The 14,278-nt window shown below is 42.7% G+C and carries 26 protein-coding genes and 1 pseudogene; all 27 read left to right on the top strand.

The features are described 5' to 3' along the window. Positions 1-6 precede the first annotated feature (6 nt). The 27 genes and pseudogenes from rplD to F907_RS13685 all read left to right on the top strand — a co-directional run bounded on the left by rplD (position 7) and on the right by F907_RS13685 (position 14,012). Positions 7-609, top strand: a complete 603-nt coding sequence (gene rplD, locus F907_RS13810; RefSeq protein WP_004804113.1) for a 50S ribosomal protein L4 — start codon at positions 7-9, stop codon at positions 607-609. Beyond that, a complete protein-coding gene (gene rplW / locus F907_RS13805) occupies positions 606-926 on the top strand; it encodes a 50S ribosomal protein L23 (RefSeq protein ID WP_004641070.1) in 321 nt (106 codons plus the stop codon). The genes rplD and rplW overlap by 4 nt, the downstream gene beginning before the upstream one ends. An 11-nt stretch (positions 927-937) precedes the next feature. Then, a complete protein-coding gene (gene rplB, locus F907_RS13800) occupies positions 938-1,762 on the top strand; it encodes a 50S ribosomal protein L2 (RefSeq protein WP_004657675.1) in 825 nt (274 codons plus the stop codon). 13 nt (positions 1,763-1,775) lie between these two features. Next, positions 1,776-2,051 (top strand): 30S ribosomal protein S19, encoded by a 276-nt coding sequence (rpsS, locus tag F907_RS13795; RefSeq protein ID WP_004775885.1) that lies wholly within the window; start codon positions 1,776-1,778, stop codon positions 2,049-2,051. A gap of 11 nt (positions 2,052-2,062) precedes the next feature. Beyond that, on the top strand, positions 2,063-2,392 hold the full coding sequence (gene rplV / locus F907_RS13790) for a 50S ribosomal protein L22 (protein WP_005238559.1): 330 nt from the start codon (positions 2,063-2,065) through the stop codon (positions 2,390-2,392). A gap of 1 nt (position 2,393) precedes the next feature. Further along, positions 2,394-3,210: pseudogene (rpsC, locus tag F907_RS13785) on the top strand (30S ribosomal protein S3). Next, complete coding sequence (rplP, locus tag F907_RS13780; RefSeq protein ID WP_004657678.1) at positions 3,150-3,563, top strand: 50S ribosomal protein L16; 414 nt, start codon at positions 3,150-3,152, stop codon at positions 3,561-3,563. The pseudogene rpsC and the gene rplP overlap by 61 nt, the downstream one beginning before the upstream one ends. Continuing rightward, a complete protein-coding gene (rpmC, locus tag F907_RS13775; RefSeq protein ID WP_000849927.1) occupies positions 3,563-3,760 on the top strand; it encodes a 50S ribosomal protein L29 in 198 nt (65 codons plus the stop codon). The genes rplP and rpmC overlap by 1 nt, the downstream gene beginning before the upstream one ends. After that, entirely contained in the window at positions 3,757-4,014 is a 258-nt protein-coding gene (gene rpsQ / locus F907_RS13770; protein ID WP_004657679.1) for a 30S ribosomal protein S17, read from the top strand. Before rpmC ends, rpsQ begins: the two co-directional genes overlap by 4 nt. Before the next feature lie 92 nt (positions 4,015-4,106). Continuing rightward, positions 4,107-4,475 (top strand): 50S ribosomal protein L14, encoded by a 369-nt coding sequence (rplN, locus tag F907_RS13765; protein ID WP_004657680.1) that lies wholly within the window; start codon positions 4,107-4,109, stop codon positions 4,473-4,475. A 9-nt stretch (positions 4,476-4,484) separates the two neighbouring features. Then, positions 4,485-4,802 (top strand): 50S ribosomal protein L24, encoded by a 318-nt coding sequence (gene rplX / locus F907_RS13760; protein WP_004641054.1) that lies wholly within the window; start codon positions 4,485-4,487, stop codon positions 4,800-4,802. Between the two features lie 15 nt (positions 4,803-4,817). Then, the gene (gene rplE / locus F907_RS13755; RefSeq protein ID WP_004657683.1) at positions 4,818-5,354 is read left to right on the top strand and encodes a 50S ribosomal protein L5; all 537 of its coding nucleotides are present in this window, start codon (positions 4,818-4,820) and stop codon (positions 5,352-5,354) included. Between the two features lie 9 nt (positions 5,355-5,363). Further along, the gene (gene rpsN, locus F907_RS13750; protein WP_004641050.1) at positions 5,364-5,669 is read left to right on the top strand and encodes a 30S ribosomal protein S14; all 306 of its coding nucleotides are present in this window, start codon (positions 5,364-5,366) and stop codon (positions 5,667-5,669) included. 11 nt (positions 5,670-5,680) lie between these two features. Next, entirely contained in the window at positions 5,681-6,076 is a 396-nt protein-coding gene (rpsH, locus tag F907_RS13745; protein WP_004775883.1) for a 30S ribosomal protein S8, read from the top strand. Between the two features lie 13 nt (positions 6,077-6,089). Then, the gene (gene rplF, locus F907_RS13740; protein ID WP_005238560.1) at positions 6,090-6,623 is read left to right on the top strand and encodes a 50S ribosomal protein L6; all 534 of its coding nucleotides are present in this window, start codon (positions 6,090-6,092) and stop codon (positions 6,621-6,623) included. A 14-nt stretch (positions 6,624-6,637) separates the two neighbouring features. Continuing rightward, complete coding sequence (rplR, locus tag F907_RS13735) at positions 6,638-6,988, top strand: 50S ribosomal protein L18 (RefSeq protein ID WP_004775881.1); 351 nt, start codon at positions 6,638-6,640, stop codon at positions 6,986-6,988. Positions 6,989-6,990: 2 nt separating this feature from the next. Further along, entirely contained in the window at positions 6,991-7,488 is a 498-nt protein-coding gene (gene rpsE / locus F907_RS13730; RefSeq protein WP_004657688.1) for a 30S ribosomal protein S5, read from the top strand. 6 nt (positions 7,489-7,494) lie between these two features. Further along, positions 7,495-7,671, top strand: a complete 177-nt coding sequence (gene rpmD / locus F907_RS13725; protein ID WP_000849088.1) for a 50S ribosomal protein L30 — start codon at positions 7,495-7,497, stop codon at positions 7,669-7,671. A 3-nt stretch (positions 7,672-7,674) separates the two neighbouring features. Continuing rightward, positions 7,675-8,115 (top strand): 50S ribosomal protein L15, encoded by a 441-nt coding sequence (gene rplO / locus F907_RS13720; protein ID WP_004804120.1) that lies wholly within the window; start codon positions 7,675-7,677, stop codon positions 8,113-8,115. A gap of 45 nt (positions 8,116-8,160) precedes the next feature. Then, positions 8,161-9,480: a preprotein translocase subunit SecY gene (gene secY / locus F907_RS13715; protein WP_171068368.1), complete on the top strand. Its 1,320-nt coding sequence runs from the start codon at positions 8,161-8,163 to the stop codon at positions 9,478-9,480. A 21-nt stretch (positions 9,481-9,501) separates the two neighbouring features. Beyond that, positions 9,502-9,618 (top strand): 50S ribosomal protein L36, encoded by a 117-nt coding sequence (rpmJ, locus tag F907_RS18350; protein ID WP_000867907.1) that lies wholly within the window; start codon positions 9,502-9,504, stop codon positions 9,616-9,618. Positions 9,619-9,725: 107 nt separating this feature from the next. Next, a complete protein-coding gene (rpsM, locus tag F907_RS13710) occupies positions 9,726-10,082 on the top strand; it encodes a 30S ribosomal protein S13 (RefSeq protein WP_004657696.1) in 357 nt (118 codons plus the stop codon). Between the two features lie 19 nt (positions 10,083-10,101). Further along, a complete protein-coding gene (gene rpsK / locus F907_RS13705; protein WP_004281491.1) occupies positions 10,102-10,488 on the top strand; it encodes a 30S ribosomal protein S11 in 387 nt (128 codons plus the stop codon). 12 nt (positions 10,489-10,500) lie between these two features. Then, complete coding sequence (gene rpsD / locus F907_RS13700; RefSeq protein ID WP_004657698.1) at positions 10,501-11,127, top strand: 30S ribosomal protein S4; 627 nt, start codon at positions 10,501-10,503, stop codon at positions 11,125-11,127. Between the two features lie 18 nt (positions 11,128-11,145). Further along, a complete protein-coding gene (locus F907_RS13695; protein WP_004657700.1) occupies positions 11,146-12,153 on the top strand; it encodes a DNA-directed RNA polymerase subunit alpha in 1,008 nt (335 codons plus the stop codon). Positions 12,154-12,171: 18 nt separating this feature from the next. Then, the gene (rplQ, locus tag F907_RS13690) at positions 12,172-12,537 is read left to right on the top strand and encodes a 50S ribosomal protein L17 (RefSeq protein ID WP_004641032.1); all 366 of its coding nucleotides are present in this window, start codon (positions 12,172-12,174) and stop codon (positions 12,535-12,537) included. Positions 12,538-12,764: 227 nt separating this feature from the next. Next, positions 12,765-14,012: a tetratricopeptide repeat protein gene (locus tag F907_RS13685; RefSeq protein ID WP_016651522.1), complete on the top strand. Its 1,248-nt coding sequence runs from the start codon at positions 12,765-12,767 to the stop codon at positions 14,010-14,012. Positions 14,013-14,278 lie beyond the last annotated feature (266 nt).

Raw genomic sequence — 14,278 nt, forward strand, 5'->3', positions numbered from 1 at the left:
AATACTGTGAATTTAAAAACTGTTTCCGGCTCTGCTGTTGAATTGTCTGAAGTTGCTTTCGGACGTGAATTTAACGAAGCTCTTGTACACCAAGTTGTTACAGCTTACTTAGCTGGTGGTCGTCAAGGTACTCGTGCTCACAAATCACGTGCAGATGTTTCTGGCGGTGGTAAAAAGCCATTCCGTCAAAAAGGTACTGGTCGCGCTCGTGCGGGTTCTATTCGTAGCCCAATCTGGGTAGGTGGTGGTAAAACTTTTGCTGCTCGCCCACAAGATTGGTCTCAAAAAGTAAACCGTAAGATGTATCGCGGTGCAATGCAATGTATCTTAGCTGAACTTGTTCGCCAAGATCGTCTTGTATTAGTTGAAGAGTTTGCTGTTGCAGCTCCAAAAACTAAAGACTTGCTTGCAAAACTTACAGACTTGAATGCAACTCGCGCATTGATCATTACAGATGCTGTAGATGAGAACTTGTATCTCGCAGCTCGCAACCTTCCACACGTTGATGTGGTTGATGCTACTGCTATTGATCCTGTTAGCTTGATCGCATTTGATAAAGTTGTAATGTCTGTAGCTGCTGCTAAGAAAATTGAGGTAGAACTCGGATGAACAACGAACGTATCTATCAAGTCCTATTAGGACCAGTATTCTCAGAAAAAGCACAAGTTTTAGGTGATACTGCTGGTGTTCAAGTGTTCAAAGTTGCATTAAATGCAAACAAACTTGAAATCAAAAAAGCAGTTGAGCAACTCTTCGGTGTTGAAGTTGTAAAAATCAATACAACGATCACTAAAGGTAAAACAAAACGCTTTGGTAAAACATTAGGACGTCGTTCTGATGTGAAAAAAGCATACGTCACCCTGAAAGCTGGCCAAGATGTAGAAATGGCTGACTTGGGCGATACCGCTGAAAACGCAGCGGAATAAGGACGAGAATTATGCCAATTCAAAAATGTAAGCCAACGTCTCCAGGACGTCGCTTTGTAGAGAAAGTGGTTCATGACCATCTTCACAAAGGCGCGCCTTATGCACCGTTGGTAGAAGCTAAAAAACGTACTGGTGGTCGTAATAACAATGGTCACATCACTACACGTCACGTGGGTGGTGGTCATAAGCAAAACTACCGTATTGTTGACTTTAAACGTAACAAAGATGGTATTCCAGCGACTGTAGAGCGCATCGAATACGATCCTAACCGTACAGCTCATATTGCTTTATTGAAATATGCTGACGGTGAACGTCGTTACATCATTGCACCTAAAGGCTTACGTGCTGGTGATAAAGTTCAATCTGGTAACGATGCTCCAATTCGTCCAGGTAACTGCTTGCCACTTCGCAACATGCCAATCGGTTCTACCCTTCATAACCTTGAACTTAAAATCGGTAAAGGTGCTCAATTAGCACGTTCTGCTGGTACTTCAGTTCAGTTGTTGGGTCGTGATGGTTCTTACGCTATCGTTCGTTTACGTTCTGGTGAAATGCGTAAAGTCCATGTTGAATGTCGTGCTGTTATTGGTGAAGTTTCTAACCAAGAAAGCAACCTTCGTTCATTGGGTAAAGCTGGTGCTGCGCGCTGGCGTGGTGTTCGTCCTACCGTTCGTGGTATGGCGATGAACCCAGTAGATCACCCGCATGGTGGTGGTGAAGGGCGTAGCAAAGGTATTCAACCTGTAAGCCCATGGGGTCAAAAAGCTAAAGGGTACAAGACACGTACCAATAAGCGTACGACTAAGATGATTATTCGCGACCGTCGCGTCAAGTAAGGGAATCTGAATAATGCCTCGTTCATTAAAAAAAGGTCCATTCGTCGACGCGCATTTGTTCGCTAAGGTTGAAGCTGCTGTAGCTGCTAACAACCGTAAGCCGATCAAAACTTGGTCACGTCGTTCAATGATCCTTCCAGACTTTGTTGGTTTAACAATTTCTGTTCACAATGGCCGTAACCACGTTCCAGTAATTGTTACTGAACACATGGTTGGTCATAAATTGGGTGAATTCGCGCCAACTCGTACCTATCGTGGTCACGGTGTTGATAAGAAGTCTAAACGTTAATAGGTGCTATGATGGAAGTTACTGCTAAATTACGCGGTGCCGCTATCTCGGCACAAAAAGCACGTTTAGTTGCTGATTTGATCCGTGGTAAGTCGGTTGCGCGAGCGCTAGACATTTTAAACTTCAGCAACAAGAAAGCAGCTGTGCTCGTTAAAAAAGCACTTGAATCTGCAATCGCGAATGCTGAACACAACAACAGCTTAGATGTTGATGACCTTAAAGTAAGTACGATTTACGTTGATGAAGGCATGAGCCTTAAACGTATCATGCCACGCGCTAAAGGCCGTGCAGATCGTATTACTAAGCGTACTTGTCACATCACCGTTAAGGTAGGGGTTTGATATGGGTCAGAAGGTTCATCCAATCGGTATCCGCCTAGGTGTTGTGAAACGCCATAACGCTAACTGGTATGCGAATCCGAAGCAATACGCTGAATACTTGCTTAAAGATCTTCAAGTTCGTGAGTTTTTAATCAAAAAACTTAAAAACGCGATGATCAGCAACATTCTTATCGAACGTCCTACTGGCGCTGCTAAAGTAACAATTAGCACTGCTCGTCCTGGTATCGTTATCGGTAAAAAAGGCGAAGATATTGAGAAATTACAGCGCGAACTCACCAACATTATGGGTGTTCCAGCTCAAGTTAGCATCAATGAAATTGATCGTCCTGACTTGGACGCACGTTTAGTTGCTGAAGCGATTGCTTCTCAATTAGAAAAGCGTGTTATGTTCCGTCGTGCTATGAAGCGTGCGGTTCAAAACACGATGCGTGCTGGCGCTAAAGGTATCAAAGTTGAAGTTTCTGGCCGTTTAGGTGGTGCAGAGATTGCTCGTACTGAGTGGTATCGTGAAGGTCGTGTACCTTTGCATACACTTCGTGCTGACATCGACTATGCTACTATGCGTGCAGAAACAACATACGGTACGATCGGTGTTAAAGTTTGGATTTTCCGTGGCGAGATCTTAGGTGGCATGAAACAAGTCATGAACCCTGCTCCTGCTGAAGAGCGTCCAGCTAAACGCGGTCGTGGTCGTGGTGAAGGTCAAGAGCGTCGTGGTCGTCGCGGTGACCGTGCTGCTGACAAGGGAGAATAATCCATGTTGCAACCTAAACGTACCAAATTCCGTAAAGTGCACAAAGGCCGTAACACTGGTCTAGCGCATCGTGGTAGTACAGTATCATTTGGTTCGATTGCAATTAAAGCAACTGAACGTGGTCGTATGACTGCGCGTCAGATTGAAGCTGCACGTCGTACCATTAGCCGTCGTATCAAACGTGGTGGTAAAATCTTCATCCGCGTATTCCCAGACAAACCAATTACCGAAAAACCATTAGAAGTTCGTATGGGTAAAGGTAAGGGTAGCGTGGAATACTGGGTTTGTCAGATCCAGCCAGGTAAGATCCTGTACGAAATTGAAGGTGTTAGCGATGAGTTAGCGCGTGAAGCTTTTGCTTTAGCTGCTGCTAAACTCCCGTTTAAAACCACTATCGTGACTCGGACGGTGATGTAATGAAAACTAAAGATCTACGTGAAAAGTCGGTAGAAGAGTTGAAAGCTTTGCTTGATGAGCAACAGCTTAACCAATTCCGTCTTCGTATGGCGAAAGCAACTGGTCAACTAGGCAAATCGCATGAAGTGCAAATTGCTCGTAAGACAATTGCTCGTATCAAGACACTCCTTACCGAAAAACAGGGGAACGGACAATGAGTGAAAAAACAGTCCGCACGTTAACCGGCAAAGTCGTAAGCGACAAAATGGACAAGTCTATTGTTGTGCTTATTGAACGCCGCGTTCAACACCCGTTGTATGGCAAATCAATCCGCCGTTCAACTAAATTACACGCTCATGATGAGAACAATGTTGCTAAATTAGGCGACTTGGTAACCATCAAAGAAAGCCGCCCAATTTCTAAAACTAAAGCTTGGACTTTAGTGGAAGTAGTTGAAGCTGCTGCTGAGTAATTAGACGTTCTTGTTGCATCATCGGACAATTTCGAGTACTCTTTGAGCCTTTCGAAATTGCGACCGGTGATGCTCGGTTTTGGAGTAGGGCAATGATTCAAACCGAAAGTATGCTCGACGTAGCAGACAACAGTGGTGCACGCCGCGTACAATGTATTAAAGTACTTGGTGGTTCACACCGTCGTTATGCTTCAGTTGGCGATATTATTAAAGTTACTGTAAAAGAAGCAATCCCACGCGCACGTGTTAAAAAAGGTGACGTGATGAATGCTGTAGTTGTTCGTACAAAATTCGGCATCCGTCGTCCAGACGGTTCAGTTATTCGTTTCGACGATAACGCAGCTGTTATTTTGAACAACAACAAAGCTCCGATTGCTACTCGTATCTTCGGACCAGTGACTCGTGAACTTCGTACTGAACAGTTCATGAAAATCATTTCATTGGCTCCTGAAGTTCTATAAGAGGCAATCATGGCTAAGATTAAAAAAGGCGATCAAGTAATTGTGATCGCAGGTAAAGAAAAAGGCAAACAAGGTGTTGTTTTGTCTGTTTCTGAAGATCGAGTTAAGGTCGAAGGTCTTAACTTAGTGAAGAAGCATCAAAAGCCAAACCGTGTAACTGGCGCTGAAGGCGGCATCGTTACTCAAGAGGCTACGCTTCATATTTCAAACGTGGCAATTTTTAATGCTACAACCCAAAAGGCTGACCGTATTGGTTACCAAGTGATTGATGGCGCGAAAACTCGTGTTTATAAATCAAATGGTGAATCAGTGGCGGTAGCGAAGTAATAGGTTGAAAAGGCAATGGCCAGACTTAAAGCACGTTACAACGACGAACTTAAAGCGAAGTTACAAGAAGAACTTAGCGTTAAGAACGTGATGGATATTCCTCGCATCACGAAAATCACCCTTAACATGGGTGTAGGCGCAGCTGCAACTGATAAGAAATTATTAGATGGCGCTGTTGCTGATATGCAACTCATTGCTGGTCAAAAACCAGTTGTGACGCTTGCGCGTAAATCAATCGCTGGTTTCAAAATCCGTGACGGTTGGCCGATCGGTTGTAAAGTTACTTTACGCGGCGACCAAATGTACGAATTCTTGGATCGTTTGATCTCGATCGCAATCCCTCGTATCCGTGACTTCCGTGGTTTCTCTGCGAAATCATTTGATGGTCGTGGTAACTACTCTATGGGTTTAAAAGAGCAAATCGTTTTCCCTGAAATCGATTTTGACAAAATTGATCGTATCCGTGGTTTAGATATCACTATTACGACCACTGCTCGTAGCGATGACGAAGGCCGTGCGCTTATGCGTGCATTCGGCTTCCCGTTCAAATAAGAGGTCGATATGGCTAAGAAAGGTATGATTAATCGCGAATTGAAACGCGAAAAGACAGTTGCTAAATACGCTGCAAAACGTGCTGAATTAAAAGCAACGATTGCAAATGTAAATGCAAGTGACGAAGAACGTTTCGAAGCGACATTAAAGTTACAGGCATTGCCGCGTAACGCATCTCCAGTACGTCTTCGTAACCGTTGTGGTTTAACTGGTCGTCCTCATGGTTACTTCCGTAAGTTCGGTTTAAGCCGTAACAAATTACGTGACACAGTAATGCAGGGTGATGTACCAGGCGTTGTTAAGGCAAGCTGGTAAGGAGCGACTAAATGAGTATGCAAGATACCGTTGCCGACATGCTAACACGTGTTCGTAACGCACAAATGGCAAAGAAACAAACTGTTTCTATGCCTTCTTCTAAGTTGAAAGTTGCAATTGCAAACGTACTTCAACAAGAAGGTTATATTTCAGATGTAGCAGTTGCTCAAGAAGAGACAAAAGCTACGCTGACAATTACTTTAAAATATTTCGAAGGCAAACCAGTTATCGAAACCGTTAAGCGCGTAAGCCGTCCAGGTCTTCGCCAATACCGCGGTAAAGATAAAATTCCTAGCGTTAAGCAAGGTTTAGGTATTGCAATTGTTTCTACAAGCAAAGGCATCATGACTGATCGCGCTGCACGTGCTGCGGGCATCGGTGGTGAAGTTATTGCTTTTGTTTCTTAATAGGTGATTCCTCATGTCTCGTGTGGCTAAAGCCCCAGTAACTGTACCTAATGGTGTAACAGTTACTCAGAACGGCCGGCAGGTCGAAGTGAAAGGCAGCAAAGGTACATTGTCTTTCAACCTGCATGCGCTGGTCGAGCTAAAACAGGAAGAAGGTAAACTTCAACTTGCTCCGGCTAAAGAGTCGAAAGACGCTTGGATGCAAGCTGGTACTGCTCGCGCTGTATTGAACAACCTTGTAAAAGGTGTTAGCGAAGGCTTCGAACGTAAGTTACAGCTTGTTGGTGTTGGTTATAAAGCTGCGGTTAAAGGTACTGTTGTAAACCTTAACCTTGGTTACTCACACCCGATTGACTACGCTTTACCTGAAGGGGTAACAGCGGAAACTCCAACTGCTACTGAAATCATTTTGAAATCAGCAAACAAGCAGATGTTAGGTCAAGTGGCAGCGGAAATCCGTGCATATCGTGCTCCTGAACCATATAAAGGTAAAGGTGTTCGTTATTCGGATGAAGTTATTCTTCGTAAAGAAGCTAAGAAGAAATAAGGCGCGAGGTTCTTATGAACGAAAAGAAACAAACCCGTTTGCGTCGTGCGAAAAGCACACGCTTGCACATTCGTGCATTGGGTGCGACTCGTTTGTGTGTAAACCGCACGCCGCGTCACATCTATGCGCAAGTTATTTCAGCAGATGGTGGAAAAGTTTTAGCGCAAGCTTCAACTTTAGATGCATCTTTGCGTAGCGGTACTACAGGTAATGTAGATGCAGCTACGAAAGTTGGTGCTTTGATCGCAGAACGTGCTAAAGCAGCTGGTGTTACCAAAGTTGCATTTGACCGTTCTGGTTTTAAATATCATGGTCGTATCAAAGCCTTGGCTGATGCTGCTCGTGAAGGCGGTTTGGAGTTCTAATCATGGCGAAAGTTGAACAAAACGAAGGTCTCGTTGAAAAGCTGGTTGCCGTTGATCGTGTAGCCAAGGTTGTTAAAGGTGGTCGTATCTTCTCTTTCACAGCATTAACTGTTGTGGGCGATGGTAATGGTCGTGTAGGTTTTGGTCGTGGTAAAGCACGTGAAGTTCCAGCTGCTATTTCTAAAGCACTTGAAGCTGCTCGTCGTAACATGATTACTGTAGACCTCGCGGGTACGACTTTACAACACCCTGTGAATGCTCGTCATGGCGCAAGCCGTGTATACATGCAACCTGCTTCAGAAGGTACTGGCGTAATTGCTGGTGGCGCTATGCGTGCTGTTCTTGAAGCTGCAGGTGTACATAACGTACTTGCTAAATGTTATGGTTCTACAAATGCTGCTAACGTAGTAAACGCAACTTTCAAAGGTTTGCGTGATATGACTTCTCCTGAGAAAGTCGCTGCGAAACGTGGTCTTTCAGTAGAACAAATTCAAGGGTAATCAATCATGAAAACGATTAAAGTTACCCAGACTAAATCTTCTTCGCATCGTTTAAAAAATCATAAACTTTGCCTTCAAGGTTTAGGTCTGCGTCGTATTGGTCATACTGTAGAAGTGCAAGATACGCCTTCTAACCGTGGTATGATCAACAAAGTTTACTATATGGTTAGTGTAGAGGAATAAGCCATGACTCTGCGTTTAAATGAACTTGCACCTGCAGAAGGTGCTAAGCGTGATAACCGTCGTCTAGGCCGTGGTATCGGTTCTGGCGTTGGTAAGACTGGTGGCCGTGGTGTCAAAGGTCAAAACTCACGTAAAAGTGGTGGTACTCGTCCAGGCTTTGAAGGCGGTCAAACAGCGTTATATCGTCGTTTACCAAAATTCGGCTTCACTAGCCAAATCGCTTTGAAAACTGCTGAAGTACGTTTGTCTGAGCTGAATAAAGTTGAAGGTGATGTTGTTAGCCTTGAAACTTTAAAAGCTGCGAATGTTGTTCGTCGTGACCAAATTCGTGCTCGCATCGTTCTTTCTGGTGAAATCACTCGCGCATTCACTGTTAAAGGTGTTGTGTTGACTAAAGGCGCTAAAGCTGCTGTTGAAGCTGCTGGCGGTAAAGTCGAGGAGTAATCTCGAGTGTCTATGACTCCTAGTTCTTCAGGTCATGTCAACATGATGAAAGGCCAACCGTTTCATGTGAAATACCGTGAAATTATTCGTCGATTAATGTTCTTGATTGGCGCGTTGTTGGTCTTTCGACTAGGAGCGCATATTCCGTTGCCGGGGATTGATAATGTAGCGCTAGCACATTTCTTTAAAGCTAATGAAGGTACCTTCTTAGGTTTATTTAATATGTTCTCTGGCGGTGCATTAGAACGCATGTCGATTCTAGCGTTAGGGATCATGCCATACATTTCTGCATCGATTATCGTGCAGTTAATGTCTACGGTGGTTCCTTCGCTGGAAGCTTTGAAAAAAGAAGGCGAGCAAGGCAAACGTAAAATCAATCAATACACACGTTATGGCACCTTATTTCTTGCCCTAGTGCAAGGTGTAGGGATGTGTGCTGGCTTGATCAGTCAAGGTATTACCTTAACCTCAGGCTTGGCATTCTATGTTCCAGCAGTAACATCGTTAGTTGCAGGAACAATGTTCTTGATGTGGTTGGGCGAGCAAATTACCGAACGTGGTGTTGGTAATGGTATCTCGATGATCATTTTCGCAGGGATCGTGGCAGGTTTGCCAAATCTTGTGATTCAGTCGTTTACGTCTGTACAGAATGGTCAGGGTAGTTTAATTGGATTAGCGGTATTCGGCTTACTCTCATTAGCCGTTTTAGCTGCGATCGTGTTTATTGAAAAAGCACAACGTCGTATTCCAGTGAACTATGCACAAAAACAGCAAGGTCGTCGTGTATTTACTGCACAGCAAACACATTTGCCGTTAAAAATTAACATGGCAGGTGTGATTCCAGCAATTTTTGCAAGCTCATTGTTATTATTTCCAGCGAGCTTGGGACAGTGGTTGGGAAGTGCTGATCCAAATGCAGGGATTGTGAAGCGTAGCCTACAAGATCTGGCATTGGTGTTATCGCCTGGACAGCCGTTGTATCTGATGCTCTTTGGCGCGTTAATTATCTTCTTCTGTTATTTCTATACGGCGCTAGTATTTAGCCCTAAAGAAGTGTCAGAGAATTTAAAGCGTAGCGGGGCATATGTGCCTGGTATCCGTCCAGGTGAGCAAACGGCTCGTTATTTAGATCATATTCTTAACCGTTTGACCTTCATTGGTGCAATCTACATTACCGTAGTGTGTTTAATGCCTATGGTGCTACAAAGCTCGTTCGGTATTCCATTCCATTTGGGTGGGACATCGTTACTGATTGTAGTGGTAGTAGTAATGGACTTTATGGCGCAACTCCAAGCGCACCTTACTTCGCATCAATATGATAATCAAACGTTAATGAGAAAAACGACTGCTCATCCTAAGGGATAAGCGCACTTAGAAGGTTTCATCATGAAAGTACAAGCTTCTGTAAAGAAAATTTGTGGTAGCTGTAAAGTTATCCGTCGTAATGGGGTTATTCGCGTAATTTGTAGCGCAGAACCTCGTCATAAGCAGCGTCAAGGTTAATTTAATTAAGACCTGTTGATTTCAGTAGGCTAATTAGGTTATTATCCGCCCCTCAAGATTTTTGTGGGGCGGTTGATTATCTTGACTGCCTTTTTGGAGAAAATTGAATGGCTCGTATTGCCGGTGTAAACATTCCGGATAACAAGCATGCTGTTATCTCTCTCACGTATATTTTTGGTGTAGGTCGCCACACTGCTAAGAACATCTTGGCTGCTGTAGGTATCACTGAAACTACAAAGATCCGTGAATTAGATGATGCTCAGCTTGATGCGATTCGTGCAGAAGTTGCTAAGGTTCCGACCGAAGGTGATTTACGTCGCGAAATTTCCATGAACATTAAACGTTTAATGGATTTAGGCTGCTACCGCGGTCTTCGTCATCGTCGCAGCTTGCCTGTCCGTGGACAACGCACCAAAACTAACGCACGTACCCGTAAAGGTCCGCGCAAACCGATTAAGAAATAAGATTTCTGGAAGCTAAAAGATGGCTAAAGATACTCGCGCACGCAAGAAGGTCACTCGTACCGTCTCTGAAGGTGTCGCACACATTCACGCTTCTTTTAATAACACCATTGTTACGATTACCGATCGTCAAGGTAATGCATTGGCTTGGGCTACCTCAGGTGGACAAGGCTTCCGTGGATCACGTAAATCAACACCGTTTGCTGCTCAGGTAGCTGCTGAAGTTGCTGGTAAAGCTGCTTTAGATTACGGTTTGAAAAACTTGGACGTCCTTGTAAAAGGTCCTGGTCCTGGTCGTGAATCTGCGGTTCGTGCATTAGGTGCAGTGGGTTATAAAATTAACAGCATTACCGATGTGACTCCAATTCCGCACAACGGTTGCCGTCCACCTAAAAAACGTCGCGTGTAAGGAGAAACATTCATGGCTCGTTATATTGGTCCAAAATGCAAACTCTCTCGCCGCGAAGGGACAGACCTGCAATTAAAATCTGGCGTTAAACCGTTTGACGTTAAGACTAAAAAACATGCTAAAGCTCCTGGCCAACACGGCGGAGCTCGTGGTAGCAAACAATCAGAGTACTCACTACAATTACGTGAAAAACAAAAAGTACGTCGTATGTACGGTGTGTTAGAGCGTCAATTTAGTAACTACTACAAAGAAGCTGCTCGTGTGAAAGGCGCAACAGGTGAAAACTTGTTGAAATTGCTTGAAAGCCGTCTTGATAACGTTGTTTATCGCATGGGTTTTGGTTCTACACGTGCAGAAGCTCGTCAGTTAGTATCTCACCGTAGCATCACTTTGAACGGTCGTCGTGTTAACATTGCATCTATCCAAGTTAAAGCTGGTGATGTAATTGCAGTACACGAAGGCGCTAAACAACAATTACGTATTAAAAACGCAATTGAATTAGCTGCTCAACGTGGTATCCCTGCTTGGATGGAAATTGACCATTCTAAGTTAGAAGGTACGTTTAAAGCTGCGCCAGATCGTTCTGATTTACCTGCTGAAATCAACGAAAGCTTGATTGTAGAATTGTATTCTAAATAATCCTTGAGGTAGCAATAAATGACGCGTACTGCAAACGAGTTTCTAACTCCGCAAGCGATCAAGGTCGAAGCGGTAAGCGGGACCTCGGCAAAAGTGATTCTGGAACCTTTAGAGCGTGGCTTTGGTCATACTCTAGGTAATGCTTTACGTCGCATTCTATTGTCTTCTTTACCTGGCGCTGCTGTGGTTGAAGTAGAAATAGAAGGTGTCGAGCACGAGTACAGTACTTTAGAAGGCTTGCAGCAGGACATCGTCGAGCTCTTGCTGAACCTAAAAGGATTGTCTATTAAGCTGTTCGATCAAAATGAAGCATATTTGACATTAGAGAAACAAGGGGCGGGTGACGTAACTGCAGCTGACCTTCGTTTACCTCATAATGTTGAAGTGGTTAACCCTGATCATTTAATCGGTACTTTGAGTTCTACAGGTTCATTGAAAATGCGCCTGAAAGTTGCTCAAGGTCGTGGTTATGAAACATCTGACTCACGTTTCCCTGAAGGCGAAACACGTCCAGTAGGTCGTTTACAGTTAGATGCTTCTTATAGCCCAATCAAGCGTGTTTCATACACAGTAGAAAATGCTCGTGTTGAACAACGTACCGATCTTGATAAGTTAGTGATCGATCTTGAGACTAACGGAACTGTTGATCCAGAAGAAGCAATCCGCAAAGCGGCAACAATCTTGCAACAACAAATTGCAATTTTTGTTGATCTTCAGAAAGATCAAACGCCTGTTGCTCAAGAACCTCGCGAAGAAGTTGACCCGATCTTGCTTCGTCCAGTAGATGATCTCGAGCTTACTGTTCGTTCTGCTAACTGTTTGAAGGCAGAAAATATTTACTACATTGGTGATCTTGTTCAACGTACCGAAGTTGAGTTGTTAAAAACTCCTAACTTAGGTAAAAAATCGTTAACAGAGATCAAAGATGTTTTGGCATCGAAAGGTTTACAACTCGGCATGCGTTTAGAGAACTGGCCACCAGCTAGTCTCCGTATGGATGACCGTTTTGCCTATCGTAGCCGTTAATTAAGTAGGACTATCACCATGCGTCATCGTAATAGTGGTGTGAAATTAGGCCGTACAAGCAGCCATCGTAAGGCGTTGTTCCAAAATTTAACAAATGCTTTAGTAGAGCACGAGTTAATTAAAACAACTTTACCTAAAGCGAAAGAACTTCGCCGCGTTGCTGAGCCTTTAATCACTTTAGCTAAAAACGATACAGTAGCAAACCGTCGTTTAGCGTTTGCTCGTACTCGTTCTGCAGCAACTGTTGGTAAATTATTTACCGTTCTTGGCCCTCGTTACAAAGAACGTAACGGCGGTTATCTTCGTGTTCTTAAAGCGGGCTTCCGTGCAGGTGATGCTGCACCGATGGCTTACGTTGAACTCGTTGACCGTGAAGTAAAATAATACTTCTACGTGTAGAACAGTCAGTTGTTCCAAAAAAGGCCGGTGTAATAACCGGCCTTTTTTATTGCTTTTTTAAAATAATTTTGACTCTTAATTTTTTTGTTTAAATAATAATCTTTATTAAAAATAAACTAGAAATAGGTAGTATTTTAATAAGCTTAAATTAGATAAATTTATTTTAATTTTATTAGAAATAAATTAAATTAATGATTTTGTAGATTAAAAATATGAATATTAAAGATCGACTATTTCGTATAACTATTTATATATTGTTTTTTATTACACCAACTTTTGCAGAATATCTTAGATTCAAATATACGCTGAGATTGGCTGATCAAGGAAATGTGGATGCACAAAATGACCTTGGTGTTTTATATTTGCATGGTGAGGGTGTAGTACAAGATTATGAAAAAGCACTAGCATGGTTTAAGAAAGCTGCTGCTCAGGAATGTGTAAATGCACAATTTAATCTTGGTACTTTATATCAGCATGGTGAAGGTGTTGTGCAAGATTATGAAGAAGCATTGAAATGGTATAACAAAGCTGCGGCTCAAGATAATTCGGATGCACAATTTAACCTTGGCGTGATGTATCAGCGTGGTCAAGGCGTCATAAAAGATTACGAAAAAGCATTCGATATATATAGTAAATTAGCTACACAAGGTAATGCAAGTGCTCAAAATAACCTTGGGTGGATGTATCACCATGGTCAAGGTGTAGCTCAAAATATTGACAAAGCATTGGAATACTATAGTAAAGCGGCTGCTTTAGGATGTAAGGATGCAGAAAAGAATCTTGGAACGATGTATCAAAATAGTACCGGTGCAGTACAAAATTATGAAAAAGCATTCGATATATATACTAAATTAGCTACACAAGGTAATGCAGGTGCTCAAAATAACCTTGGAGTGATGTATCAGCATGGTCAAGGTATAGCACAAAATTATGCCAAAGCATTTAAATGGTATAGCAAAGCCGCTGCTCAAGGATATCGAGAAGCACAATATAACCTTGGATCAATGTATTACAATAGCATTGGTGTTGTACAAAATTATGAGAAAGCGTTTGAATGGTTTACTAAGGCAGCGATTCAAGGCGATATTGGGGCACAAAATAACCTTGGAGTGATGTATGTTGTTGGTCAAGGTGTAGCCCAGAATAATACGAAAGCATTTGAGTGCTTTGAAAAAGCAGCAAATAAAGGAAGTAAAGATGCGCAAAATAACTTCGGTTCAATGTATTATCAGGGACTTGGGGTAGCTCAAAGTTATGAAAAAGCGCTTGAATGGTTTAGCAAGGCCGCGGTTCAAGGCGATGCTGGGGCACAATATAATCTGGGAGTATTATATGAAAACGGCTATGGTGTAGTACAAAATTTTGAAAAAGCATTTGAGTGGTTTAACAAGGCTGCAGTCCAAGGAAATACTGATGCACAAAATAATTTAGAAAAGATGAATGAAAAAGGTTTGGTGTAATGTGGTAGAACGCAAGCCGTTTCGTATCTTAAATTAGCATATGAGTATATTTGAATGAAACAGATACTAATATTATAACTCCCCAATATGCCTGCATAAAATTATTATAGTTTTCCTTTTCATAGATGTTTTTATCTTCGGCCGTTTTAAGGAGTGGTGTACTCCAACGGCTTTTACAAAACTTTCTCATTTTATGTTGATTTTTTAGAATCTATTTTCCTTCCGACTTTTTGAGAAAAATATTTCTCTAGGCATTCTGGGAGTAT

The sequence above is a fragment of the Acinetobacter colistiniresistens genome (genome assembly GCF_000413935.1).
GTDB lineage: Bacteria > Pseudomonadota > Gammaproteobacteria > Pseudomonadales > Moraxellaceae > Acinetobacter > Acinetobacter colistiniresistens.

Bases quoted from the DNA above. Each gene is read 5' to 3' on its own strand.
- rplW (WP_004641070.1), top strand. From the start codon at position 606: ATGAACAACGAACGTATCTATCAAGTCCTATTAGGACCAGTATTCTCA.
- rplB (WP_004657675.1), top strand. From the start codon at position 938: ATGCCAATTCAAAAATGTAAGCCAACGTCTCCAGGACGTCGCTTTGTA.
- rpsS (WP_004775885.1), top strand. From the start codon at position 1,776: ATGCCTCGTTCATTAAAAAAAGGTCCATTCGTCGACGCGCATTTGTTC.
- rplV (WP_005238559.1), top strand. From the start codon at position 2,063: ATGGAAGTTACTGCTAAATTACGCGGTGCCGCTATCTCGGCACAAAAA.
- rplP (WP_004657678.1), top strand. From the start codon at position 3,150: ATGTTGCAACCTAAACGTACCAAATTCCGTAAAGTGCACAAAGGCCGT.
- rpmC (WP_000849927.1), top strand. From the start codon at position 3,563: ATGAAAACTAAAGATCTACGTGAAAAGTCGGTAGAAGAGTTGAAAGCT.
- rpsQ (WP_004657679.1), top strand. From the start codon at position 3,757: ATGAGTGAAAAAACAGTCCGCACGTTAACCGGCAAAGTCGTAAGCGAC.
- rplN (WP_004657680.1), top strand. From the start codon at position 4,107: ATGATTCAAACCGAAAGTATGCTCGACGTAGCAGACAACAGTGGTGCA.
- rplX (WP_004641054.1), top strand. From the start codon at position 4,485: ATGGCTAAGATTAAAAAAGGCGATCAAGTAATTGTGATCGCAGGTAAA.
- rplE (WP_004657683.1), top strand. From the start codon at position 4,818: ATGGCCAGACTTAAAGCACGTTACAACGACGAACTTAAAGCGAAGTTA.
- rpsN (WP_004641050.1), top strand. From the start codon at position 5,364: ATGGCTAAGAAAGGTATGATTAATCGCGAATTGAAACGCGAAAAGACA.
- rpsH (WP_004775883.1), top strand. From the start codon at position 5,681: ATGAGTATGCAAGATACCGTTGCCGACATGCTAACACGTGTTCGTAAC.
- rplF (WP_005238560.1), top strand. From the start codon at position 6,090: ATGTCTCGTGTGGCTAAAGCCCCAGTAACTGTACCTAATGGTGTAACA.
- rplR (WP_004775881.1), top strand. From the start codon at position 6,638: ATGAACGAAAAGAAACAAACCCGTTTGCGTCGTGCGAAAAGCACACGC.
- rpsE (WP_004657688.1), top strand. From the start codon at position 6,991: ATGGCGAAAGTTGAACAAAACGAAGGTCTCGTTGAAAAGCTGGTTGCC.
- rpmD (WP_000849088.1), top strand. From the start codon at position 7,495: ATGAAAACGATTAAAGTTACCCAGACTAAATCTTCTTCGCATCGTTTA.
- rplO (WP_004804120.1), top strand. From the start codon at position 7,675: ATGACTCTGCGTTTAAATGAACTTGCACCTGCAGAAGGTGCTAAGCGT.
- secY (WP_171068368.1), top strand. From the start codon at position 8,161: ATGAAAGGCCAACCGTTTCATGTGAAATACCGTGAAATTATTCGTCGA.
- rpmJ (WP_000867907.1), top strand. From the start codon at position 9,502: ATGAAAGTACAAGCTTCTGTAAAGAAAATTTGTGGTAGCTGTAAAGTT.
- rpsM (WP_004657696.1), top strand. From the start codon at position 9,726: ATGGCTCGTATTGCCGGTGTAAACATTCCGGATAACAAGCATGCTGTT.
- rpsK (WP_004281491.1), top strand. From the start codon at position 10,102: ATGGCTAAAGATACTCGCGCACGCAAGAAGGTCACTCGTACCGTCTCT.
- rpsD (WP_004657698.1), top strand. From the start codon at position 10,501: ATGGCTCGTTATATTGGTCCAAAATGCAAACTCTCTCGCCGCGAAGGG.
- F907_RS13695 (WP_004657700.1), top strand. From the start codon at position 11,146: ATGACGCGTACTGCAAACGAGTTTCTAACTCCGCAAGCGATCAAGGTC.
- rplQ (WP_004641032.1), top strand. From the start codon at position 12,172: ATGCGTCATCGTAATAGTGGTGTGAAATTAGGCCGTACAAGCAGCCAT.
- F907_RS13685 (WP_016651522.1), top strand. From the start codon at position 12,765: ATGAATATTAAAGATCGACTATTTCGTATAACTATTTATATATTGTTT.